A 20,405-nucleotide genomic window follows, 5' to 3' on the forward strand; every position below is an offset into this window, starting at 1 on the left:
CCGGGGCACAGCCCCGCAATGTCCGGTGCGCGCCGCGGACGAGCCGCCGTCGATCGAGCCGGCGCGCGTCGGACCGGCGCCTGTCGGGCCGGCCCCGGAGGACCGGGCGCGCGGCGGTCAGGGGAACAGCGTGATCGGCTTGACGATGTCGGCGTAGAGCAGCAGCAGCGTCATCACGATGAACACGAGCGCGACCGCATTGGTCAGCGGGAGCATCCGCGACATGTCCACGGGGCCGGGATCCGGGCGTCCCCGCAGCCGAGCGATCCGGCGTCGGATCCCCTCGAGCAGCGCCCCGGCGACGTGCCCGCCGTCCAGCGGCAGCAGCGGGACGAGGTTGAACACGAACAGCGCCATGTTCAGCGAGGCGAGCATCGAGATCATCGTCCCGACCTTCTCGCGCAGCTCGAAGCCGGGCTCGTCGGCGGAGGCGACCTCGCCGGCCAGGCGGGAGACGCCGACGACGCCGAGCGGTCCGTCCGGGTCCCGCTCGGCGCTGCCGAAGGCGGCCTGCGCCACCTCGTACAGCCGCACCGGGAGGGTCACCACGATCTGTCCGGTGCGCACGAAGGCGTCCCACGCCATCGCGGGCACCTCGGTCGGGGACTGCGGGGCGAGGTCGGGGGTGCCGGCCACGCCGAGGAACCCGACCTCCTCGGTGACCAACCTCCCGTCGGCGTCGCGCACCGCGGCGCCGTCCTGGTCCAGGACGGGCCGGGCGTCGATCACGAGGGTCGCCTCGAGCGGGATCTCCCGCCCGTCGCGCTCGACGACGACCTCGATCGTGCGGTCGTCCGCGGCGCGGACGGCCTCGGTGACGTCCTCCCAGCGCGTGATCGGGGCGCCGTCGATCTCGCGCAGCACGTCGCCGGGACGGATCCCGGCCTCGAGCGCGGGGGCCGGGGGCTGTCCCTCGCAGGAGACGTCCGCCGGCGCGTCGGCCGGGACCACGCACTCGGAGACGCTCTGCACCGTCGGCGTCACCGAGGGCAGGCCGATCCCGCTGACCAGCACCACCATCAGCAGCACGGAGATGAGCAGGTTCATGGCGGGCCCGCCGAGCATGACCACGAGCTTCTTCGGCACCGACAGCGCCACGAAGGTGCGGTGGGCGTCCTCGGGCCCGTACTGGGCGGACTCGTACGCCTTCGCGTCCTCGGACATCTCCGTCATCTGCTGGAGCAGGCCGGTGGAGTCCTCGCGGATCGTGCCCTCGGGCTCGCCCTTGTGCGGCGGGTACATGCCGATCATGCGGATGTAGCCGCCCAGCGGGATGGCCTTCAGCCCGTACTCGGTTTCGCCGCGGGTGCGGGAGAGGACCGTCGGCCCGAAGCCGATCATGTACTGGGTGACGCGGACCCCGAACAGCTTCGCGGGGACCAGGTGCCCGATCTCGTGCAGCGCGATCGAGAGGGCGAGCCCCGCCGCGATGACGAGGACGCCGAGCGCGAACAGCAGCATGCTCAGCGCGTCCGGGCCGCGAGGAGCTCGGCCGCGGCGGTGCGCGCCCAGGACTCGAGCTCGAGCAGGGCCTCGACGCCGTCGGCGCGCTCCGCGCGCGGCCGCGTCGGGAGCTCGAGCACCGCCCGGATCAGCCCGGTGATGCCGAGGAAGTCGAGGCGCCCGTCGAAGAAGGCGTCGACCGCCTCCTCGTTCACGGCGTTGTACACGGCCATCGCTCCCCCGCCCTGGCGGTGCGCGGCGCGGGCCAGCGCGATCGCGTCGAAGGTGTCCTCGTCCACGGGCTCGAAGGTCCAGGACTGGGCGGCGGAGAAGTCCAGCGGGGCGGCGAGGCCGGGGAGCTTCTCGGGATGGGCCAGGGCCCAGCCGATCGCGTGGCGCATGTCCGGCGGGCTCGCCTGGGCGATGGTGGAGCCGTCCACGAGCGTGACCATCGAGTGGACGATCGACTGGGGGTGGACGACCACCTGCACGCGCTCCTCCGGCAGGTCGAACTGGAAGCAGGCCTCGATCACCTCGAGCGCCTTGTTCACCAGGGTCGCGGAGTTCGTGGTGATGACCCGGCCCATCGACCAGGTGGGGTGGACGAGCGCCTGCTCGGGGGTGACGCCGTCGAGCTCGGCGCGGGTGCGGCCGCGGAAGGGCCCCCCGGAGGCGGTGACCACGAGGTGGTCGATCTGGTCGTGGCGCACCCCGGCCAGGGCCTGCGCGATCGCGGTGTGCTCGGAGTCGACGGGGAGGATCTGCCCGGGCGCGGCGGCGCCGGTGACCAGGTCTCCGCCGACGACGAGGGACTCCTTGTTCGCCAGCGCGAGACGGGCCCCGGAGCGGAGCGCGGCGAGGGTGGGCAGCAGGCCGACGGAGCCGGTGATCGCGTTGAGGACCACGTCCTGCGCGCCGAGGGAGCCGGCGAGCTCGACCACCGCCTCGGCGCCCGCGCTGATCCGCGGCGCGGGGAGGCCGGCGGCGGTGCAGGCCGCCTCGACGGCCTCGCGCACCGCGACGACCCGGGCGGGGTCGGAGACGACGAGCTCGGCGGGGCGGTGCGCGAGCACCTGCTCGGCGACGAGGCCGGGCCGGGTGCCGCCGACGGCGAGGCCGTGGAGGGTCGCGACGTCCCCGTAGCGGGCGAGGACGTCGAGCGCCTGCGTGCCGATGGAGCCGGTGGATCCCAGCAGGACCAGGCGCCGGGGGGCGGCGCCGGTCACGGCACGGAGGCCATCACGTCCGCGACATGGTCGAGGTACACGTCGACCACGGCCTCGCGGTAGCCCTCGGGGCCGCGGCGGCGGCCGAAGGCGGCGCGGCGCACGTCGTCCACGCTCATCGGGTGGCCGTCGGTGAAGTAGGCGACGAGCTGGTCGCACAGGGCGTCGACGTCGCCCTTGTCGTAGGCGGGCTCGCCCTGCGCGGCCGGGGCGAAGCGGTCGCCCGCGGGGCGCTCGAGCCGCTCCTTGAGCGTCTCGGCGCGCTCGGTGAGCTGGGCGACCCATGCCTCCTCGCCCTGGGCGGCGATGGCGTCGTCGCGGGCCTGCAGCGCGAACGCGTCGGAGAGGCGGTCCAGTGCCTCGTCGACCACGCGCATGTCGTAGCCGCCGCGCTCGGTGCCGAAGCTCGCCGCCGTGATGTCGGAGCCGTCGAAGGACGGGTCGCGACCCTCGTAGGCCTTGCGGGCGCGGGAGAGGAACTCGTCGACCTCGCGCATGTCGTATCCGACGCTGAAGCGCGAGACACGCTCGAACGATGTGCTCACCTGGTGGTCCTTCCTCGGTGCTGTCGGTGTCCCACTGTAGCGGCGCGGGAGGGGCGATTCGGGGAGGCGTGCTGGGCTCTGCGGTCCCGGACGGGGCCGGGCCGCAGCGTCAGTCGGCGACGGCCGAGGCGACCGCCTCGACCCGGGCGACGCGCGCCTCGCGGTCCTCGCGGTGGGCGTCGGACTCGATCACCTCGGCGGCGAGCTGGCCGCAGGCGCCGTCGATGTCGGAGCCGCGGGTGTCGCGGATCGTGGCGGAGATGCCGTTGTCCCGCAGGATCTCCACGAAGCGCTTCTCGACCAGGGGGTCCGAGGCGGTCCACTTCGAGCCCTTGACGGGGTTCAGCGGGATGGGGTTGACGTGGATCCAGTGCGCCCCGCCCTTGGCGATCAGCCTGTCGGCGAGCAGCTGGGCGCGGTGGGCCTGGTCGTTGATGTCCCGGATCAGCGCGTACTCGATGGAGACCCGTCGGCCAGTGGTCTCGAAGTACTCCCAGGCCGCATCGAGGATCTCGTCGACGTCGAAGCGGGTGTTGATCGGCACCAGCTCGTCGCGCAGCGCATCGTCCGGGGCGTGCAGCGAGACCGCGAGGGTGACCGGGATCTTCTCCGCGGTGAGCTTGCGGACCGCCGGTGCGAGGCCGACGGTGGAGACGGTGATGTGGCGGGCGCCCATCCCGAACCCCTCCGGGGCCGGGGCGTTCAGCCGCTTGCAGGTGGTCGCGACGGGGCGGTAGTTCGCCAGCGGCTCCCCCATGCCCATGAACACGATGTTCGAGACGCGGCCGGGGCCGCCGGGCAGCTCGCCGCTCGCGAGCATCCGGTTCGCGATGCGCACCTGCTCGAGGATCTCGGCGGTGGAGAGGTTGCGGGTCAGGCCCATCTGCCCGGTCGCGCAGAAGGGGCAGTTCATGCCGCAGCCCGCCTCCGAGGAGATGCACAGGGTGACCCGGTCGCTGTAGCGCATCAGCACGGACTCGACCATCGGGCCGTCGAACAGCTTCCACAGGAACTTCTGCGTGGCGCCGTGGTCCGCGCTCTGGCGCGAGACGACGCTCAGCAGCGGCGGGAAGAAGCGGTCCACGAGCTGCTGGCGGAGGTCCTTGGGGATGTCGGTGAGGTCCTCGGGATCCGTGGTGAAGTGCTCGAAGTAGTGCACCGAGAGCTGCTTGGCGCGGAAGCCGGGCAGGCCCATCTCTTTCACCGCCTCGATCCGCTCCTCGAGCGTGAGATCGGCCAGGTGCGCCGGCGGCTTCCCACGACGGGTGGGACGCAGCTGCAGCTGGCCGGGGGCGAGGGCGACCTTCTGCCCGGGGACGGCCTCGCGGGAGAGGTCGGGGTTGCTCGTCCCTGCGGCAGGGGTGCGAGGCGGGGTCTCGTTCATGGCAGCAGTACCTCCAGCATGACGTAGGTGGTGGGGGCGGCCAGGAGGATCGAGTCCACCCGGTCCAGCACGCCCCCGTGGCCGGGCAGCAGGTGCCCCATGTCCTTGATCCCGAGGTCCCGCTTCAGGAGGGACTCGGCGAGGTCCCCGCAGGTGGAGACCACGACCAGCACCGCACCGATCGCGACTCCCACCCACCAGGGCAGCTCGAGCGCGAGCACCGCGATCAGGGTGACCATCGCGGTGCCGAGCACGAGCGAGCCCGCGAAGCCCTCCCAGCTCTTCTTCGGGCTGATGCCGGGCGCCATCGGGTGGCGGCCGAAGAGCACCCCGGCGATGTAGCCGCCGACGTCGTTGCCGACGGGGCCGAGCACGGCGAGCAGCACCAGCATGGCTCCCTGGTCCCGCTGCATCAGCAGGAGCAGGAAGCAGCCGAGGAAGGGCACCCAGGCCAGGGCGAACACTCCCCCGGCGACGTCGCGCAGGGCGGTCAGGCCCATCGACTCGCTGACCCGCCACAGGATCAGCACGCAGACCGCGGCGGCGGTGGAGAGCATCAGCCCCTCCGCCCCGAACACGACCGTCGAGACGACCATCCCGATCACGCCGACCAGCAGCGGCACGGCCGGGACCTCGAGCCCTCCGTGGGCGAGCGCCCGGGTGAGCTCGAGCACCGCGGCGACCATCGCGATGGCGGCGACGACCGGGAACGCCTGCGGCACCACCAGCACGGACAGCGCCAGCACCGCCACGAGCGCGAGGCCGACGCCGATCGCGGCGGGGAGGTTCCTGCCGGGGCCGCGCCGCTTGGCATGCTCGCCTTCCGGCGCGACAGCGACCGCCTCGACGGAGGTCGAGGCGGTCGCTGCGGCGGGGTCCGGCGCGGAGGTGCTCATCGCGGAGCGCTCACGGTCTGCACGGCGGGGCGGTGGCTCCGCGGCTCAGACGGTCTCGAGCTCGGTCTCCTTGAGGGCGAGCGCCTCGTCGACCTGCTCGATGAACTTCTTGGTCAGGGCCTCGAGGTCCTTCTCGGCGCGTGCGCCCTCGTCCTCGCCGATCTCCCCGTCCTTCACCAGCTTCTCGATGGCCTTCTTCGCATTGCCGCGGGAGCCGCGGATCGCGATGCGGCCGTCCTCGGCCTTGGTGCGGGCGAGCTTGACGTAGTCGCGGCGGCGCTCCTCGGTCAGCGCCGGCAGCACCACGCGCAGGGTGTCGCCGTTGTTGGTGGGGTTCACGCCGAGATCGGACTCGCGCAGGGCGGTCTCGGTCGCGGACATCGCCGTCTTGTCGTAGGGGGTGACGATGACGGTGCGGGCCTCGGGGAACTGCAGCGAGGCCAGCTGGTTCAGCGGGGTCGGCGCGCCGTAGTACTCGACCGTGATCCCCTGGAACATCGCGGCGCTCGCCCGGCCGGTGCGGATCGCGGTGAACTCGTCCTTGGTCACCTCGACGGTCTTGGTCATCTTGGACTGGGCGTCCTTCAGGATGCTCGCGGTGTCGTCGCTCACGGGGTGCTCCTCGGTTGTCGAAGGGTGTTCGGGTCCATTGTCCCGCACGTCGCGGCGTCCGGGCGCCGCGACCTGCGGGCCGGTGTCACTTGGTGACGACGGTGCCGATCCGGTCGCCGCGCATCGCCCGGGTGATGTTCCCCGGGGCGTCGAGGCCGAAGACCATCATCTGCTGGGCGTTGTCCATGCAGAGGCTGAAGGCGGTGGAGTCCACGACCTTGAGGCCGCGCTGGAGCGCGTCGCCGTAGGTGACGTGCTCGAGCTTCGTGGCGTCGGGGTTGGTGCGGGGGTCGGCGTCGTAGACGCCGTCCACGCCGTTCTTCGCCATCAGGACCTCCTCGCAGCCGATCTCGAGCGCGCGCTGGACGGCGACGGTGTCGGTGGAGAAGTAGGGCATGCCGGCGCCCGCGCCGAAGATGACCACGCGCCCCTTCTCCAGGTGGCGCACCGCGCGCAGCGGGATGTACGGCTCGGCGACCTGGCCCATCTCGATCGCGGTCTGGACCCGGGTGGAGACCCCGCGCTGCTCGAGGAAGTCCTGCAGGGCCAAGCAGTTCATGACCGTGCCGAGCATGCCCATGTAGTCCGCGCGACGGCGGTCCATGCCGCGCTGGGACAGCTCGGCGCCGCGGAAGAAGTTGCCGCCGCCGACGACGATCGCGCACTGGACGCCCTGGGCCACGCCCTCGGCGATCTCCGCCGCGATGCGGGAGACCACATCGGGGTCGACGCCCACGGCGCCTCCGCCGAAGGCCTCGCCCGAGAGCTTCAGGAGGACGCGTCGCCCGTCCTGTCGCTTGGGCAGAACAGGGATGGGGGACGTGAACGTCTGGGTCATGGGAGGGGTCCTTCCGCGCGGGGTCCTCGGCGATGATACCGGCGCGGCCCCGCACCGATGGTGCGGGGCCGCAGGGCGGTGGCCACGCTCACGTGGCCGTCGGGCGGGGAGGGCGCGCAGCGCGCCCGGCCCGGCCCGGTGGCGTCAGTTGCCGACGCGGAAGCGGACGAAGCCGGTGACGGTGCCGCCGGCCTCCTCGACGACCTGGCCGACGGACTTCTTCGGGTCCTTCGCGAAGGCCTGGTCGAGCAGGACGTTCTCCTTGTAGAACCCGTTCAGGCGGCCCTCGACGATCTTGGGGATCGCCTTCTCGGGCTTGCCCTCGTTCTCGGCGGTCTCCTGCGCGATGCGGCGCTCGTTCTCGACGAGCTCGGCGGGGACCTCGTCGCGGTTGAGGTACGCGGGGGTGAACGCGGCGATGTGCATCGCGACGTCGCGCGCGACCTCGGCGCCGGCCGCGTCGGTCGCGACCAGCACGCCGACCTGCGGGGGCAGGTCCTTGTTGGTGCGGTGCATGTACTCGGTGACGGCCTCGCCGGAGACGCGGCCGATGCGGCGCACCAGGATCTTCTCGCCCATGGACGCGCCGGCGTTGGTCAGCGCCTCGCCGAAGGGGGTCTCGGCGAGCTGCTCGGGCTCGGTGGCGCCGGACTCGACGGCGGCGGCCACGGCCTCGTCGCCGAGCGCCACGAACTTGTCGTTCTTGGCGACGAAGTCGGTCTCGGAGTTGAGCTCGACGAGGGTGCCGGTGCGGCCCTCGGCGCTGTCGCGGATGTCGAAGGCGATGAGGCCCTCGGAGGCGGTGCGGCCCTCGCGCTTGGCGATGCCCTTGAGGCCCTTGACGCGGATGACCTCGACGGCCTTGGCCTTGTCGCCGTCCGCCTCGTCGAGCGCCTTCTTGACGTCGAGCATGCCCGCGCCGGTGGCCTCGCGGATCTCCTTGATGTCTGCTGCCGTGTAGTTGGCCATGTTCCTCTTCCTTGTGGGAGCTGCTTCGGGAGGTGGCGGGAGGCGATCGGCCTCCCCGTGGAGGGGCCCGGGACCGACGTGTCGGTCCCGGGCCCGCGGATCACTCGGCGGCGGGGGCCTCGGTGGAGGTCTCCTCGGAGGTCTCCGCGGCGGGGGCCTCCTCGGCGGGCTTCTCCTCGGCGGCGGCGACGGACTCCTCGGCGGGAGCGTCCTGCGACTGGACCTCGGACTGCTTGAGCAGCTCCTGCTCCCACTCGGCCAGCGGCTCGGCGTCCACGGCGGAGACGTTCTTCTCGCCGCCGGTGGACTTGGCGTGACGCTCCTGGAGGCCGGCGGCGACCGCGTCGGCGACCACGCGGGTCAGCAGCGTGACGGAGCGGATCGCGTCGTCGTTGCCCGGGATCGGGTAGGTGATCTCGTCGGGATCGCAGTTGGTGTCCAGGATCGCGACGACGGGGATGTTGAGCTTCTGCGCCTCGTCGACGGCGAGGTGCTCCTTGTTGGTGTCCACGACCCAGAGGGCGGAGGGGGCCTTGCCCATGTCGCGGATGCCGCCGAGGGTCTTCTCGAGCTTGTCCTTCTCGCGACGCATCATGAGCAGCTCCTTCTTGGTGCGGCCGGAGGAGGCCACATCATCGAAGTCGATCTGCTCGAGCTCCTTGAGGCGGTTCACGCGCGCGGAGACGGTCTGCAGGTTGGTGAGCATGCCGCCCAGCCAGCGCTGGTTCACGTAGGGCATGCCCACGCGGGTGGCCTGCTCCTGCACGGACTCCTGCGCCTGCTTCTTGGTGCCGACGAACAGGATGGTGCCGCCGTGGGCGACGGTCTGCTTGACGAAGTCGTAGGCCTTGTCGATGTACGACAGGGTCTGCATGAGGTCGACGATGTAGATGCCGTTGCGCTCGGTGAAGATGAAGCGACGGACCTTCGGGTTCCAACGACGGGTCTGGTGACCGAAGTGGACGCCGCTCTCCAGGAGCTGGCGCATGGTGACGACTGCCATGATGGTGTCCTCTGTTCTCCGGTCCTGGGCTCGCACGGCGCGCCCGAAGGCGTCCGCGGTCATCGCGCAGGACCTGCTTTCTCGGTTGTTCCCCCGCCACCGGTCGGTGCGGGGCCTGGTGCCCGGGTGCCGGCCGCCCTGCACCTGCCTCCGCACGGGGCGGGGACGGGAAGGACCGATGGCCGACGAGCCCTGGTGGGCACGCGAAGTCATCCGGACGGACCGGATGCTGAGTGGAGTCTATCGGACGCCGCCGCCTCCTCGCGCGCGTCCTGCGTCACCCCCGTCCCGGCGAATCCTCGCCGGGCCCCGTGGGTCGCCTCCGTCTCGGCGAATCCTCGCCGGGTCCTCGCGCGACCTCTCCTCCACAGACCCCGCGGGTCCACCGCCGCCGGGCGGGGCTCGCCGAGCCGCGGCGGGGCGCGGACGATGCCGACATGATCCCCTCGCCGGCGCCTCCGCCCTCTTCCCCGCCCGCCTCCCCGGCGGCGCGGGTGCTCGCGCTGCTGGTGCTGCTCCTGCCGCTGGCCGTGATGCCGTCCGCCGCGGCGCGGGCTGACGGTCCGCGCTGGCAGTGGCCGGTGCCGCCGCCGCACGAGGTGATCGCGCCCTTCGACGCGCCGGCGACGCCCTACGGCCCCGGTCATCGCGGGATCGACATCGCGGTCCCGGGCGGTGCGGAGGTCCGGGCGGTCGAGGGCGGGACCGTGCGGTTTAGCGGGTCGGTCGCCGGGCGCGGCGTCGTCTCGGTGGTGCATGCCGACGGGCTGATCTCGACCTACGAGCCGGTCGACGGGGCGGTGAGCGCCGGGGACCCGATCGGGGCCGGTCAGGTGCTCGGCACCCTCGAGGGCACCTCGCCCGCCTCCCACTGCGCTGGTCGGGACTGTCTGCATCTGGGCGCTCGACGGGGCGAGCTGTACGTCGATCCGCTCCTGCTCCTCGGCGGGCGCGGACCGAGCGTCCTGCTGCCCTGGGCAGGCGGCGTGTCCGGAGGCGATGCGGGAGCGGCCGGGCCGAGGGCCTCCGCCGATGCCGGGGCAGGGCCTGCGGGGACGGCGTCGGGAGCAGGAGCGAGTGCGGGGCCTGCAGCAGGGGCGGGAATGCCGTCCCGGGCGGTCGCTCCGGTCAGCGCTTCGGTCGGCGTTCAGGTCGCACGTCACGGCGCGCGGGCGGTCGCCCTGGCCTGACCGTGCCCGGGGCTGCACGGCCCGGGACCGTCGGGACCGCGGGGGCGCCGCGGCTCCAGGGCCGCGGACCGTCGGCGATGGTGGCGAGCCCGGCGCGACGGGCGCGGGCGCGGCGCGTCTGCCGAGGATCAGGCGCGCGGATGCGCCTGCTCGACGGTGCTGCGCAGTCGCTCTGCGCTGACATGGGTGTAGATCTGCGTGGTGGCGAGCGAGGAGTGCCCGAGGAAGTCCTGGACGCTGCGGAGGTCCGCGCCGCCCTCCACGAGGTGGGTGGCCGCGCTGTGCCGCAGGGTGTGCGGGGTGACGTGGCGGGCGATCCCGGCGCGGGCCGCGTAGCGGTCCACGAGGGTGCGCACGGCGCGGTCCCCGAGCCTCCCGCCCCGCACCCCGAGGAAGAGCGCCCGCCCCGGCGCCTTCGCTCGGCGCGCCGCGGAGGTCCCGGCCCGGCCCTTCCCCGGGGCCTGTGCCGTGCCTCGGCCGGCGGCGGTCGCTCCGGCGAGCACCGGCCTGCCCTCCGTCTCCCAGCGACGCAGCGCCTCCAGGGCGGGGACGCCGACGGGGACGATCCGCTCCTTGTCGCCCTTGCCACGCACGCGGACGGTGCCCTGGGCCATGTCGATCCCGCCCAGGTCGAGGGCCACGAGCTCGGAGACGCGCAGGCCGGAGGAGTAGAGCAGCTCGAGCACGGCGGCGTCGCGCAGCTGCACCGCGCGCTGGACGGGATCGACCGCGGACGGCTCCTCGGCGGGCGCTCCGCCTGCGGCGGTGCCCTCCCCTGCCGTGTCGCCCGCCGTCGCGGCGCCGGCCGGCATCGGAGCGCCGCCCTGCGTCGAGGTGCTGCCCGGCGTCGGGGTGCCGCCTCGTGCCGGGGCGGCGTCCTCGGAGTCCGTGTCGGCGCCCGGTGCCGGGACGTCGCTCCTCCTCGGCGCGGGCTCGGTGACGATCCCGTCGAGGAGCGCGCCGGCCTGCTCGTCGGTGAGGACGGTGGGCAGGTGCCGGCCGCGGCGGGGCGCGCGGAGCCGGCCGCCGACGTCGTGCGGGATCCTGCCGGTGGAGGCGAGCCAGGTGGTGAATGTCCGCGCAGCCGCGGCGGAGCGGGCGAGGGTGCTCGCGCCGGCCCCGGTCTCCGCGCGAGCGCCGAGCCAGGAGCGCAGCGCTGTCACGTCGAGCTCGGCCGGGGCGATCCGCTCGACCTCCCGCAGATGCGCCAGCAGCGCCGCGGCCTCGCGGCGGTAGGCCCGGACGGTGTGCTCGGACCTGCCTCGTTCGAGGTCGAGATGGGCGGCGAAGGCGTCGACGATCTGCTCGTCGGTCTCCGTCGCGCGCTCCGTGCTCATCCCGTCATTCTCGCCCATCCTCGCGGCCGGGGGCAGTGCTCCCGCCGAGCCGGCCGTCAGCCCGTGCGGCGAGTGCGCCGGACCCGCTGCCCTTCCTGCTCGATCAGGCCCAGCAGCTCGAGCCGGGCCAGCGCTGCGCCGACCTCCCGCGGCGCGAAGCCGATCTCGTCCGCGAGGCGGCCCGGTGAGATGCCCGAGCGGGGCGGGACGGCATCGAGCACACGCCGATCCGCTGGTGAGAGCAGATCGAGCTCGTCCTGGCGGGCGAAGCTCCCCTCCCCTGCGGCGGGCCCTCCGGGCAGCAGGTCCAGCAGCTCGGCGGGCTCGGTGACGAGCACCGCGCCGCGTTCGCGGATCAGACGGTGGCAGCCGGCGCTGGCCGCGGAGGTGACCGGGCCGGGCACCGCTCCGACCGGTCGGGAGAGCTGATCGGCGAGCCGCGCCGTGGACAGCGCCCCGGAGCGCCAGGCCGCCTCGACGACCACCACCGCTCGGGACAGGGCGGCGATCAGCCGGTTGCGGGCCAGGAACCTCCACCGTGTGGGGGCGGTGCCCATCGGGGCCTCGCTGAGCAGGAGGTGCTGCTCGCGGATCCGCTCGAGCAGCTGCGTGTTCCCGCGGGGGTAGAGGCGGTCGAGCCCGCCGGCGAGGACGGCGAGGGTCGCGCCGTCCTGGGCGGCGAGCGCCCCGCGGTGCGCCGCGGCGTCGATGCCGTACGCGCCGCCGGAGACGACGGTCCCGCCGGCGCCCGCGAAGGCGGCGCCGAGGGAGGAGGCGACGTCCTCCCCGTAGGGGGTCGAGGCGCGGGAGCCGACGAGCGCCGCGGCGCGCTCCCCGGCCAGGCGGTCGAGCCGGGCGGGGCCCTGCACCCACAGGCAGTGCGGGGCGGTCTCCTGGAGGTCGTCGAGGGCGCTCGGCCACTCCTCGTCCCCGGGGATCAGGACCCGGATCCTCCGTCGGTCGGCGTCCTCCAGCACCGCCTCGACGTCGACGGCGGCGAGCCGGCCGCGCCAGCGCTGGAGGGCGCGGGAGGCGCGGGCGCCGGGCGTGCCGGCGCCGGGGTCGGCGGCCTCGGCCGGCACCTGTCCGTCCAGCGCGGCGAGCAGCTCGGTCGGCGTCGCCTCCCGCGCGAGCTCGAGCGCGGCGCGGGATCCGAGCCGTTCCCGCGCCATGAGCGCGACGGCGTCGGACGGCTCGGCGAGCAGGGACCAGGTGAGCCGGGCCCGGCGCTCGGTCTCGTGCGTGATGTCGGGGTTCTCGGGGTTCTCGGTCATCGGGCGTCCGCCTGCCGCAGGGTGAGGGCCTCGCCGATGTGCAGGGCGTCGGGACGATCCTCGCCGTCGAGGTCGGCGAGGGTCCAGGCCAGGCGCAGCACGCGGTCGTGGCCGCGCAGGGTCAGCCGGCCCTGGCTGAGGGAGTGGCGCAGCAGCGCGAGGTCCGCCGGGGCGGGGGCGAACTCGGTCCGCAGCAGCGGCCCGGGAAGGTGGGCGTTGGTGCTCCAGCCGCGTCCCTCGTAGCGGTGGGCCTGGCGGGTGCGGGCCCGGCCGACGCGGGCGGCGATCGCGGCGCTGGGCTCGGCGGGCTCGGCGCCGCTGCGGTGGAGGTCCACCGGTCCGACGTCGACGCGCATGTCGATCCGGTCCATCACGGGCCCGGAGAGCCGGGAGAGGTAGCGGCGGCGCTGCAACGGAGTGCAGGTGCACTTCTCGCCCTTGCCCCAAGCGTTCCCGCAGGGACACGGATTCGCGGCCAGGACCAGCTGGAAGCGGGCCGGGTAGCGGGTGACCCCGCGTGCCCGGTGCAGGGTGATGTCCCCGGTCTCCAGGGGTTCGCGCAGCGCCTCGAGCACGCGGGCGGAGAACTCCGGCGCCTCGTCGAAGAAGAGCACCCCGCAGTGGGCGCGGGAGATCGCGCCGGGCCGGGCGAGGCCTCCTCCCCCGCCGACGATCGCGGCGGCGGTGGCGGTGTGGTGGGGGCTCTCCAGCGGCGGGGTGCGCAGGAGGCCGTCGCGGGCGTCGAAGCGGCCGTCGAGCGAGTGGACGGCGGAGACGTCCAGGGCGTCCTCGGTGCTCAGCTCGGGCAGGATGCCGGGCAGGCGCGCGGCGATCATCGTCTTGCCGGCGCCGGGCGGTCCCTGCAGCAGCAGATGGTGGGCGCCTGCGGCGGCGACCTCCGCGGCACGGCGGGCCTGCTCCTGGCCGATCACGTCGGCGAAGTCGACCGCGCTGCCCGCTCCTCGCTCCACCGCGGCGCCCGCGGGCAGCGGCTCGCGGGCGGGGGACGGCGGGACGTCCGCGCCGAAGCGGTGCAGGAGGGTGGTGAGGTCGGGCGCCGCGTCCACCTCGATGCCGCCGACGAGTCGGGCCTCGGCGAGGTTCGCCTCGGGGACCACGGCGCGGGAGAGCCCCAGACCGCGGGCGGCGAGCAGGGCGGGCAGCACCCCGGGGACGGGACGCAGCCTCCCGTCGAGCCCGAGCTCGCCGAGCAGCACGGTGTCGGAGGGGACGTGGGTGGGCAGGTCGCCCTGCGCGTCGAGGACCGCGAGCGCGATCGCGAGGTCGAAGCCGGAGCCGTGCTTCGGCCGCCAGGCCGGGGTCATGTTCACGGTGATCCGGCGCTGGGCGAGGCGGAGGCCGCTGCGGGCCGCGGCGGCGCGGACCCTGTCCTTGGCCTGGAGGGTGGAGGAGTCCGGCAGGCCCACGAGCGAGAACGCGGGCAGGCCCTGAGAGACGTCGGCCTCGACCTCGACCAGGGTGCCCTCGAGGCCGGTGAGGCTGATCGAGAGGGTGCGCGCCTGGCCCATCTCAGTGCACCCCTTCGAGGTGCTCGAGGGAGAAGACCCCGTCCAGGTGGGCGTGCACGGCGATCACGTCGATCCGCACGTCGCGGTGCGGGGTCGAGCGCTCCATGAGGTACTCCCCCGCCAGCCGGCGCAGCCTGCGCAGCTTCGCGGGGGTGACGGCGGCCTGCGGCACCCCGGTGACGAACGATCGGCGGGTCTTGACCTCGACGAAGACGAGGGTCGTGTGCGCGAGGGCGACGATGTCCAGCTCGCCGTGCTCGAGCCGCAGGTTGCGCTCCACGATCTGCCAGCCGCAGGCCACGAGGTGGTCGGCGGCGAGATCCTCCCCGGCGCGTCCGAGCTCGAGGGTGGTCATCTCCCGCACGCGGGGCGGTGCCGGGGCCGGGCGGGGCCTGTCGGCGGGGAGGGAGGCGGGCGGGGTGCCGGGGACGGGAGCGAGGCTGTTCATGCCCGTCAGCCTCGCCGGAGCGTTCCGGGCGGGGAAGCGTCCCCGGGATCCTGGGGACGACGGGGTGCTGTGGAGGAGAGGTCGCGCGGCGCCGGAGGGCCGCGCGGCGGGCTCAGGGCAGGGAGATGTCCTGCTTGTTGAGCTCCTCGATGTTGACGTCCTTGAAGGTCACCACCCGCACCGAGCGCACGAAGCGGTTGGAGCGGTAGATGTCCCACACCCACACGTCCGCCAGGCGCAGCTCGTAGAACACCTCGCCGCCGCCCGAGCGGACCTGCAGGTCCACCTGATTGGCGAGGTAGAAGCGACGCTCCGTCTCCACGACGTACGTGAACAGGCTGACCACGTCGCGGTACTCGCGGAAGAGCTGGAGCTCGAGGTCGGACTCGTAGTTCTCGAGATCCTGGCTGCTCATCGGCGCTCCTCCTGGTCCTGCAGGCTCCACGGGCCCTCCCACAGTACGCCAGCGGAGCCGGGCATCGGGCCGGTGCCCGCGGCAGGTACCGCGGCGGGGCGGGCGGCACGGCCGGCGGCGGGCGCGGAGCCGAGTCGCCAGCTGCGGCGATGGTGCTCGTGCACGCCGATCCGGTCGATCGCGGCGCGGTGCACCGCGGCGCCGTATCCCTTGTTCGAGGCCCAGCCGTACTCGGAGGCCTCCGCGTCCAGCTCGACCATCCGCGCGTCCCGTGCGACCTTCGCGAGGATGCTCGCCGCGGACACGCTCGCGCAGTCCCGGTCGGCGGCGACCCGCAGCTGCACCAGCGGCGCGGGGCGCTCCGCGGCCGTCAGCGCCGGGGTGAGCACGTCCGCGTCCCCGTCGAGCAGGAGCGCGTCGGCCTCGATGCCGAGCCCCTCGAGCGCGCGCAGCGCGGCGCGGGTCAGGGCGGCCATGATCCCGATCTCGTCGATCTCGGACGCCTCCGCCCAGCCGACGGCGCCGGCCAGCGCCGACTCGCGGATCGGGTCGACGAGCGCCTCGCGGCGGCGGGCGGTGAGCTTCTTGGAGTCCCTCACCCCGTCGGGCAGGGGTGCGACCTCGCCGTCGGTGATCTCGAGGGCGACCGCGCCGACGGCGACGGGGCCGGCGAGGGCACCGCGGCCCACCTCGTCCAACCCCACCACGACCCGGCGCCCGGGGCCCGCGCGGCGGGCGAGCTCGCGTTCGAGGTCGAGGGTCGGTGCGGGGGCGGTCACGGCTGGTCGGGCACGTCGGCGAACGCATCCGACCCGTCCCCGAGGCCGGTCCAGCGGCTCGCGGGCCAGAACACGACCTCGGCGCGGCCGGTGATGTCCGACTCGTCGACGAAGCCGCCGTCGCCCTGCACCTCGTGCCAGGCGGAGTCCGCGGAGGCGTAGCGGTTGTCGCCCATCACCCAGACCTTGTCGTCGGGGACGGTGACATCGAAGGCTGCCTGGCAGGCGGGGGTCTCCGGGTTGATGTACGGCTCGTCGAGGGTGGTGCCGTTGACCTGCAGGGCGGCACCCTCCTCCTCGCACACCACGTGATCGCCGGGCAGGCCGATCAGCCGCTTGACCAGGTGGTCCTGGGAGGGGTCGGGGGCGAGCCCGATGAGCGAGAGGGCCATCATGACCCGCACCCGGGGGGTGGGGTTCTCGGTCGCGTCGCCGGGGATCCAGTCCGCCGGGTCCTCGAAGACGATGACGTCGCCGCGCTCGAGGTCGAACACCCCGGGGCTGAGCTTGGACACGATGATCTTGTCGTCCTCCAGCAGCGTGGGGTTCATCGAGGCGGAGGGGATGTAGAACGGCTGGATCAGGAAGGTCTTCACGAGCACCGCGATGACCAGCGCGACCACCATGGTCACGAGCGTGTCCAGCCACAGCGGCATCCGCTGCCTGCGGCGGTGGGTGCGGTCCTCGCCCTCGGGGCGGTCCTGCGCCGCGGGGCGCTCGTCCCCCTGCGGGGCGCTGCCCTCGGACGCGGTCGTCGCGGTCGCGGCGTCCTCGGCGGGAGCGGGGTCCCCGGGCGGGGAGCCAGCTCGGCGGTTCTCGTCGGACGCATTCATCGCGGCAAGGATAGCCGCTGGGGGCTGGGAGTCAGAGGGAGCCGCCGCGAGGCGGTGGCCACACGATCCGCTCGACCCTGCCGACCACCCGATCCACGGGGATCATCCCGCCGCCGGGGGCGCCGAGCAGGTGCCGGGAGTCGGTGGAGTCGGGACGGTTGTCGCCGAGCACGAACATGCGCCCCTCGGGGACGACGAGGTCGAACTCGGTGGTGCTGGGCGCCATGCCGCCCGGCAGGTAGGGCTCCTCCAGCTCCTCGCCGTTCAGCAGCAGGGCGCCCTCGTCGCCGCAGCAGGCGATGGAGTCGCCGCCGACGGCGATCACCCGCTTGACCCAGTAGCGGTCGCCGTCCTCCGCCGAGGGGGCGAAGTATCCCCTGCCGTCGAAGACGACCACGTCCCCGCGCTCGGCCTCGCCGGCGCTCGTGCGGTCGGCCAGGAGCACGTCCCCGGCCTCGAGGGTCGGGGCCATGGAGGCCGACGGGACGCGGAAGGGCTGGACCACGAAGTGCCGCACGGCGAGCACCGCGAGCAGCGCCAGCACGACGCAGACGGCGACGGCCACCGCCGGGTGGGGCCGTCGCCGTCTCGCCGCGCTCACGCGGGTGATCCTGGGATCCGGGAGCGGATCAGGAGTGGTCGCGCTTCTCCTTGATGCGGGCCTTCTTGCCCGTGAGGTTGCGCAGGTAGTACAGCTTCGCGCGGCGGACGTCACCGCGGGTGACGACCTCGATCTTGTCGACCGTGGGGGCGTGCACGGGGAACACGCGCTCCACGCCGACGCCGAAGGAGATCTTGCGGACGCGGAAGGTCTCGCCCACGCCGTGGCCCTGGCGGCCGATGACGTAGCCCTGGAAGACCTGGATTCGGGAGCGGTTGCCCTCGATGACCTTCACGTGCACCTTGACGTTGTCGCCGGCGCGGAAGGCGGGGACGTCCTCGCGCAGGGACGCCTTGTCGAGCTCGTCGAGCTTCTGCATGTCTCTCTCCTGGCCTCCGCCTCAGGTCGTCGGCCTCGTTCGTCGGGCCGCCTCTCGGGCGACCCGTCATGAACCGTCGATCCGGCGGGGAGCTGGCCCCCCGTGCCGGTGTGCTGGGCCTCTGGCGGCGACTCCCATCGCCACGGACCTGCCCGACCGCGTGATGCGCCCTCCCCTGAGGCAGAGAGGCGCGCGGTGCGCACGAGGGGACATTCTGCCAGCGCACGGGAAGGGGCGGCAAGCCCGCACCGGGGCGTTCGTGCCGGTGATCACCGTGGAGGGCTGTCGGATCGCTCACGTCCAGGTCGCGGGCGGGGCGTCCTCGGTGCGCCGGACGACGCCCTCAGGCCTCGTCGAGCAGATCGGGGCGGCGCTGCCGGGTGCGCTCGAGCGACTGCTCGCGCCGCCAGGCGGCGATCTTCCCGTGGTCGCCGGAGAGCAGGATCGCGGGCGCCTCCCGCACCACCCCGGCCGGGTCCTCCCAACGGGCGGGGCGGGTGTAGAGCGGGTACTCCAGCAGCCCGTCGGAGTGGGACTCCTCGACGAGGGACTCGGCGTTGCCGACCACGCCCGGGACGAGCCGCACCACGGCCTCGGTGATCGCGAGGACCGCGACCTCGCCGCCGTTGAGCACGTAGTCGCCGAGGGAGGCGAGGTGGATCTCGCAGCCGATGTCGGCGAGGTGCTCGTAGACCCGCTCGTCGATCCCCTCGTAGCGACCGCAGGCGAGGACCAGCCATTCGCACTCGGACCATTCCTGGGCGGTGGCCTGGGCGAAGGGGGTGCCGGCGGGGTTGGGGAAGATGATCACCGGCTCGGTGTCGGCGCCGAGCGCCGCCTGCCCCTCGGCGCGCACGGCGGAGAAGGCCTCCGCCCACGGCTCGGGCTTCATCACCATGCCGGCACCGCCGCCGAGCGGGGTGTCGTCCACGGTGCGGTGGCGGTCGTGGGTCCAGTTGCGCAGGTCGTGGACGTGCAGGTCCACGAGCCCGTCGCGGCGCGCCTTGCCGATCAGGGAGAGCTCGAGCGGCGCGAGGTACTCGGGGAAGATGGTGAGGACGTCGATGCGCACGGCGGGCTCAGCGCTCCGTCCGGGCGGGGCCGGAGGTCTCCGGCTCGGGGCCCTGCTCGTCCTCGGGCAGCGCGTCGAACAGCCCGCCGGGCGGATCGGCGATGACGACGCCGGCCTCGAGGTCGACCTCGGGCACGAGCTGCTCGACCAGCGGCAGCTGAACGCGTCGCCGGTCGGGGGTGCGCACGACGAGGAGGTCCTGCGCCGGGTAGTGGTCCACGCCCGCGACGACGCCGAGCTCGCGCCCGTCGACGTGGCGGACGGCGAGGCCCTTGAGCTGCGCGGGATACCAGGCGTCGGGATCCTCGGCGGCCTCCTCCTCGGCGTCGACCGCGAGCTCGAGGTCCACCCCGCGCAGGGACTCGGCGTCGGTGCGGTCCGTGACCTCCTCGAAGCTCGCGTACCAGCGCTCCTGCTGGAGGCGGGTGCGGGCCACGGTGAGGGTGCGGGAGCGGCCGGCGACCTCGACCTGGAACACGGTGCCGGGGCTCAGGCGCTCCTCGGGCTGGTCGGTGCGCAGGACGAGGGCGACCTCGCCGCGCAGGCCGTGGGCGCGGCCGATCGTCGCGACGATCACGTCGAGGGTGCTCATGCGGTGGCTCCGTTCGAGGGGGCGGGAAGGGCTGCGAGGTGGGCGGGAGAGCCGTCGGACGGGTCGGAGGCATCTGCCCGGGCGGGCACGTCCTCCGGGGCGGGGGCGCCGACGACGGCATCGCCTCCCTCCTCGGCGGGCGCCGGGGCGTGGTAGCCCTGCTCGGCGCAGGCGGTCGAGAGCTGGTCGAGCGGGTCCTGGAGCCCGTCGGACCAGGTGTCGCCGTCCAGCGCGTCGACGAAGGGGGCGCGGACCTGCTCGAGGGCGGTGCGCACGGCATCGTCGTCCACGGCGGTGATCTGCACGTCCAGCAGCTCGGCGGTCGCGCGGAGGTCGTCCGTGCGCCCGGAGGGAACCTCGCGCGGGGAAAGGCCGACGAGCTTGAACATGTTGGAGGTCAGGACGTTCGAGTTCGCGAAGTGGGTGAGGGTGCCGGGGGTGTCGAAGACGTCGGCGCAGACGAGGGCGGCGGGCTTGGCGCCGGCCTCCCCTCCCCCGGCGGCCCAGAGCGCCGCGACGGAGACGTCCTGGCAGCCGGCGGCCACGCCTTCGAAAGCGTCGGCGAAGGCCTCGCGGTCGGACTCGGCGCCGCGCTCGGGCTGGGTGCGGAACCAGTCGGCCAGCTCCGTCGCGGCCGCCCGTGCGCCCTCGGGCGCCTCGGCGAAGAGGTCCTCGACGTCGTCACCGGTCATGGCGTAGAAGCCGGGATCGGAGGGGCCGACCTCCGGTGCGCTCCCGGCACGGTCCAGGACCTCGCGGGAGAGCGGGCCCGCGTAGTCGGGGTCTCCCCAGTACTCGGTGCAGGCCGCGGCGAGGGCGGGATCGGCGCTCGCCTCCTCGGGCGTGGCCGACGGCGCCTCCGGCTCCGCGCCGGGCCCCTCGGCCGTGCAGCCGCCGAGCGTGACGGCGAGGGCGGCGAGCGCGGCGCCGGGGAGGGCGGCGCGGTGAGCGCGGCGACGACCCCCGGACGACGAGGAGCGGCGCTGCCGGGACCTCTCGGTCCGCTCGGCAGCGCCGCTCCTCAGGAGCCTGCGGGGCAC

At 74.0% G+C, this 20,405-nt stretch carries 22 protein-coding genes; 1 reads left to right on the top strand and 21 read right to left on the bottom strand.

Annotation, left to right across the window (positions count from 1 at the left end; genetic code table 11):
• Positions 1-117: 117 nt before the first annotated feature.
• The 9 genes from DEU31_RS05810 to rpsB all read right to left on the bottom strand — a co-directional run bounded on the left by DEU31_RS05810 (position 118) and on the right by rpsB (position 8,916).
• Entirely contained in the window at positions 118-1,461 is a 1,344-nt protein-coding gene (locus DEU31_RS05810) for a site-2 protease family protein (protein ID WP_133676426.1), read from the bottom strand.
• Positions 1,462-1,463: 2 nt separating this feature from the next.
• Positions 1,464-2,669 (bottom strand): 1-deoxy-D-xylulose-5-phosphate reductoisomerase, encoded by a 1,206-nt coding sequence (gene dxr, locus DEU31_RS05815; RefSeq protein WP_010551363.1) that lies wholly within the window; start codon positions 2,667-2,669, stop codon positions 1,464-1,466.
• Positions 2,666-3,214 (bottom strand): DivIVA domain-containing protein, encoded by a 549-nt coding sequence (locus DEU31_RS05820; RefSeq protein ID WP_010551362.1) that lies wholly within the window; start codon positions 3,212-3,214, stop codon positions 2,666-2,668. Before DEU31_RS05820 ends, dxr begins: the two co-directional genes overlap by 4 nt.
• 109 nt (positions 3,215-3,323) lie before the next feature.
• Complete coding sequence (gene rlmN, locus DEU31_RS05825; RefSeq protein ID WP_010551361.1) at positions 3,324-4,598, bottom strand: 23S rRNA (adenine(2503)-C(2))-methyltransferase RlmN; 1,275 nt, start codon at positions 4,596-4,598, stop codon at positions 3,324-3,326.
• Positions 4,595-5,494, bottom strand: coding sequence for a phosphatidate cytidylyltransferase (locus DEU31_RS05830; RefSeq protein ID WP_126984580.1), 900 nt, complete (start codon positions 5,492-5,494; stop codon positions 4,595-4,597). The genes rlmN and DEU31_RS05830 overlap by 4 nt, the downstream gene beginning before the upstream one ends.
• Positions 5,495-5,539: 45 nt before the next feature.
• Entirely contained in the window at positions 5,540-6,106 is a 567-nt protein-coding gene (frr, locus tag DEU31_RS05835) for a ribosome recycling factor (protein WP_010551359.1), read from the bottom strand.
• Between the two features lie 85 nt (positions 6,107-6,191).
• The gene (gene pyrH / locus DEU31_RS05840; RefSeq protein ID WP_010551358.1) at positions 6,192-6,944 is read right to left on the bottom strand and encodes a UMP kinase; all 753 of its coding nucleotides are present in this window, start codon (positions 6,942-6,944) and stop codon (positions 6,192-6,194) included.
• A gap of 144 nt (positions 6,945-7,088) precedes the next feature.
• On the bottom strand, positions 7,089-7,913 hold the full coding sequence (tsf, locus tag DEU31_RS05845; protein WP_062949158.1) for a translation elongation factor Ts: 825 nt from the start codon (positions 7,911-7,913) through the stop codon (positions 7,089-7,091).
• A gap of 100 nt (positions 7,914-8,013) precedes the next feature.
• On the bottom strand, positions 8,014-8,916 hold the full coding sequence (rpsB, locus tag DEU31_RS05850) for a 30S ribosomal protein S2 (RefSeq protein ID WP_126984582.1): 903 nt from the start codon (positions 8,914-8,916) through the stop codon (positions 8,014-8,016).
• 437 nt (positions 8,917-9,353) lie between these two features.
• Between rpsB and DEU31_RS05855 the strand changes: the two genes are divergently transcribed.
• The gene (locus DEU31_RS05855; protein ID WP_133676428.1) at positions 9,354-10,106 is read left to right on the top strand and encodes a M23 family metallopeptidase; all 753 of its coding nucleotides are present in this window, start codon (positions 9,354-9,356) and stop codon (positions 10,104-10,106) included.
• A gap of 128 nt (positions 10,107-10,234) precedes the next feature.
• Here DEU31_RS05855 and DEU31_RS17290 read toward each other — a convergent pair whose 3' ends face one another.
• The 12 genes from DEU31_RS17290 to DEU31_RS05915 all read right to left on the bottom strand — a co-directional run bounded on the left by DEU31_RS17290 (position 10,235) and on the right by DEU31_RS05915 (position 20,405).
• Positions 10,235-11,443, bottom strand: coding sequence for a tyrosine recombinase XerC (locus DEU31_RS17290; protein WP_133676430.1), 1,209 nt, complete (start codon positions 11,441-11,443; stop codon positions 10,235-10,237).
• A gap of 56 nt (positions 11,444-11,499) precedes the next feature.
• Positions 11,500-12,717, bottom strand: coding sequence for a DNA-processing protein DprA (gene dprA, locus DEU31_RS05865; RefSeq protein ID WP_133676432.1), 1,218 nt, complete (start codon positions 12,715-12,717; stop codon positions 11,500-11,502).
• The gene (locus DEU31_RS05870) at positions 12,714-14,246 is read right to left on the bottom strand and encodes a YifB family Mg chelatase-like AAA ATPase (RefSeq protein WP_133676434.1); all 1,533 of its coding nucleotides are present in this window, start codon (positions 14,244-14,246) and stop codon (positions 12,714-12,716) included. Before DEU31_RS05870 ends, dprA begins: the two co-directional genes overlap by 4 nt.
• 1 nt (position 14,247) lies before the next feature.
• Entirely contained in the window at positions 14,248-14,694 is a 447-nt protein-coding gene (locus DEU31_RS05875) for a YraN family protein (protein WP_010551351.1), read from the bottom strand.
• Between the two features lie 112 nt (positions 14,695-14,806).
• Positions 14,807-15,109: a DUF2469 domain-containing protein gene (locus DEU31_RS05880; RefSeq protein WP_010551350.1), complete on the bottom strand. Its 303-nt coding sequence runs from the start codon at positions 15,107-15,109 to the stop codon at positions 14,807-14,809.
• Positions 15,106-15,888 (bottom strand): ribonuclease HII, encoded by a 783-nt coding sequence (locus tag DEU31_RS05885; RefSeq protein WP_133676436.1) that lies wholly within the window; start codon positions 15,886-15,888, stop codon positions 15,106-15,108. The genes DEU31_RS05880 and DEU31_RS05885 overlap by 4 nt, the downstream gene beginning before the upstream one ends.
• Complete coding sequence (gene lepB / locus DEU31_RS05890) at positions 15,885-16,721, bottom strand: signal peptidase I (RefSeq protein ID WP_133676438.1); 837 nt, start codon at positions 16,719-16,721, stop codon at positions 15,885-15,887. Before lepB (DEU31_RS05890) ends, DEU31_RS05885 begins: the two co-directional genes overlap by 4 nt.
• A gap of 31 nt (positions 16,722-16,752) precedes the next feature.
• On the bottom strand, positions 16,753-17,322 hold the full coding sequence (lepB, locus tag DEU31_RS05895; protein ID WP_166649419.1) for a signal peptidase I: 570 nt from the start codon (positions 17,320-17,322) through the stop codon (positions 16,753-16,755).
• A gap of 28 nt (positions 17,323-17,350) precedes the next feature.
• Positions 17,351-17,701 carry a 50S ribosomal protein L19 gene (rplS, locus tag DEU31_RS05900; protein ID WP_010551346.1) on the bottom strand — a complete coding sequence of 117 codons (351 nt, stop codon included), beginning with the start codon at positions 17,699-17,701 and terminating at the stop codon, positions 17,351-17,353.
• 343 nt (positions 17,702-18,044) lie between these two features.
• On the bottom strand, positions 18,045-18,773 hold the full coding sequence (trmD, locus tag DEU31_RS05905) for a tRNA (guanosine(37)-N1)-methyltransferase TrmD (protein ID WP_133676440.1): 729 nt from the start codon (positions 18,771-18,773) through the stop codon (positions 18,045-18,047).
• Between the two features lie 7 nt (positions 18,774-18,780).
• Complete coding sequence (gene rimM, locus DEU31_RS05910; RefSeq protein WP_133676442.1) at positions 18,781-19,365, bottom strand: ribosome maturation factor RimM; 585 nt, start codon at positions 19,363-19,365, stop codon at positions 18,781-18,783.
• Entirely contained in the window at positions 19,362-20,405 is a 1,044-nt protein-coding gene (locus DEU31_RS05915) for a hypothetical protein (RefSeq protein WP_133676444.1), read from the bottom strand. The genes rimM and DEU31_RS05915 overlap by 4 nt, the downstream gene beginning before the upstream one ends.

Source organism: Brachybacterium sp. AG952 (assembly GCF_004362645.1).
GTDB lineage: Bacteria > Actinomycetota > Actinomycetes > Actinomycetales > Dermabacteraceae > Brachybacterium > Brachybacterium conglomeratum.

Excerpts from the sequence above, each read along its gene's own strand:
- DEU31_RS05810 (WP_133676426.1), bottom strand. The coding sequence starts at position 1,461 with ATGCTGCTGTTCGCGCTCGGCGTCCTCGTCATCGCGGCGGGGCTCGCC.
- rlmN (WP_010551361.1), bottom strand. The coding sequence starts at position 4,598 with ATGAACGAGACCCCGCCTCGCACCCCTGCCGCAGGGACGAGCAACCCC.
- DEU31_RS05830 (WP_126984580.1), bottom strand. The coding sequence starts at position 5,494 with ATGAGCACCTCCGCGCCGGACCCCGCCGCAGCGACCGCCTCGACCTCC.
- pyrH (WP_010551358.1), bottom strand. The coding sequence starts at position 6,944 with ATGACCCAGACGTTCACGTCCCCCATCCCTGTTCTGCCCAAGCGACAG.
- tsf (WP_062949158.1), bottom strand. The coding sequence starts at position 7,913 with ATGGCCAACTACACGGCAGCAGACATCAAGGAGATCCGCGAGGCCACC.
- rpsB (WP_126984582.1), bottom strand. The coding sequence starts at position 8,916 with ATGGCAGTCGTCACCATGCGCCAGCTCCTGGAGAGCGGCGTCCACTTC.
- DEU31_RS05855 (WP_133676428.1), top strand. The coding sequence starts at position 9,354 with ATGATCCCCTCGCCGGCGCCTCCGCCCTCTTCCCCGCCCGCCTCCCCG.
- DEU31_RS17290 (WP_133676430.1), bottom strand. The coding sequence starts at position 11,443 with ATGAGCACGGAGCGCGCGACGGAGACCGACGAGCAGATCGTCGACGCC.
- dprA (WP_133676432.1), bottom strand. The coding sequence starts at position 12,717 with ATGACCGAGAACCCCGAGAACCCCGACATCACGCACGAGACCGAGCGC.
- DEU31_RS05870 (WP_133676434.1), bottom strand. The coding sequence starts at position 14,246 with ATGGGCCAGGCGCGCACCCTCTCGATCAGCCTCACCGGCCTCGAGGGC.
- DEU31_RS05875 (WP_010551351.1), bottom strand. The coding sequence starts at position 14,694 with ATGAACAGCCTCGCTCCCGTCCCCGGCACCCCGCCCGCCTCCCTCCCC.
- DEU31_RS05880 (WP_010551350.1), bottom strand. The coding sequence starts at position 15,109 with ATGAGCAGCCAGGATCTCGAGAACTACGAGTCCGACCTCGAGCTCCAG.
- lepB (WP_133676438.1), bottom strand. The coding sequence starts at position 16,721 with ATGAATGCGTCCGACGAGAACCGCCGAGCTGGCTCCCCGCCCGGGGAC.
- rplS (WP_010551346.1), bottom strand. The coding sequence starts at position 17,701 with ATGCAGAAGCTCGACGAGCTCGACAAGGCGTCCCTGCGCGAGGACGTC.
- rimM (WP_133676442.1), bottom strand. The coding sequence starts at position 19,365 with ATGAGCACCCTCGACGTGATCGTCGCGACGATCGGCCGCGCCCACGGC.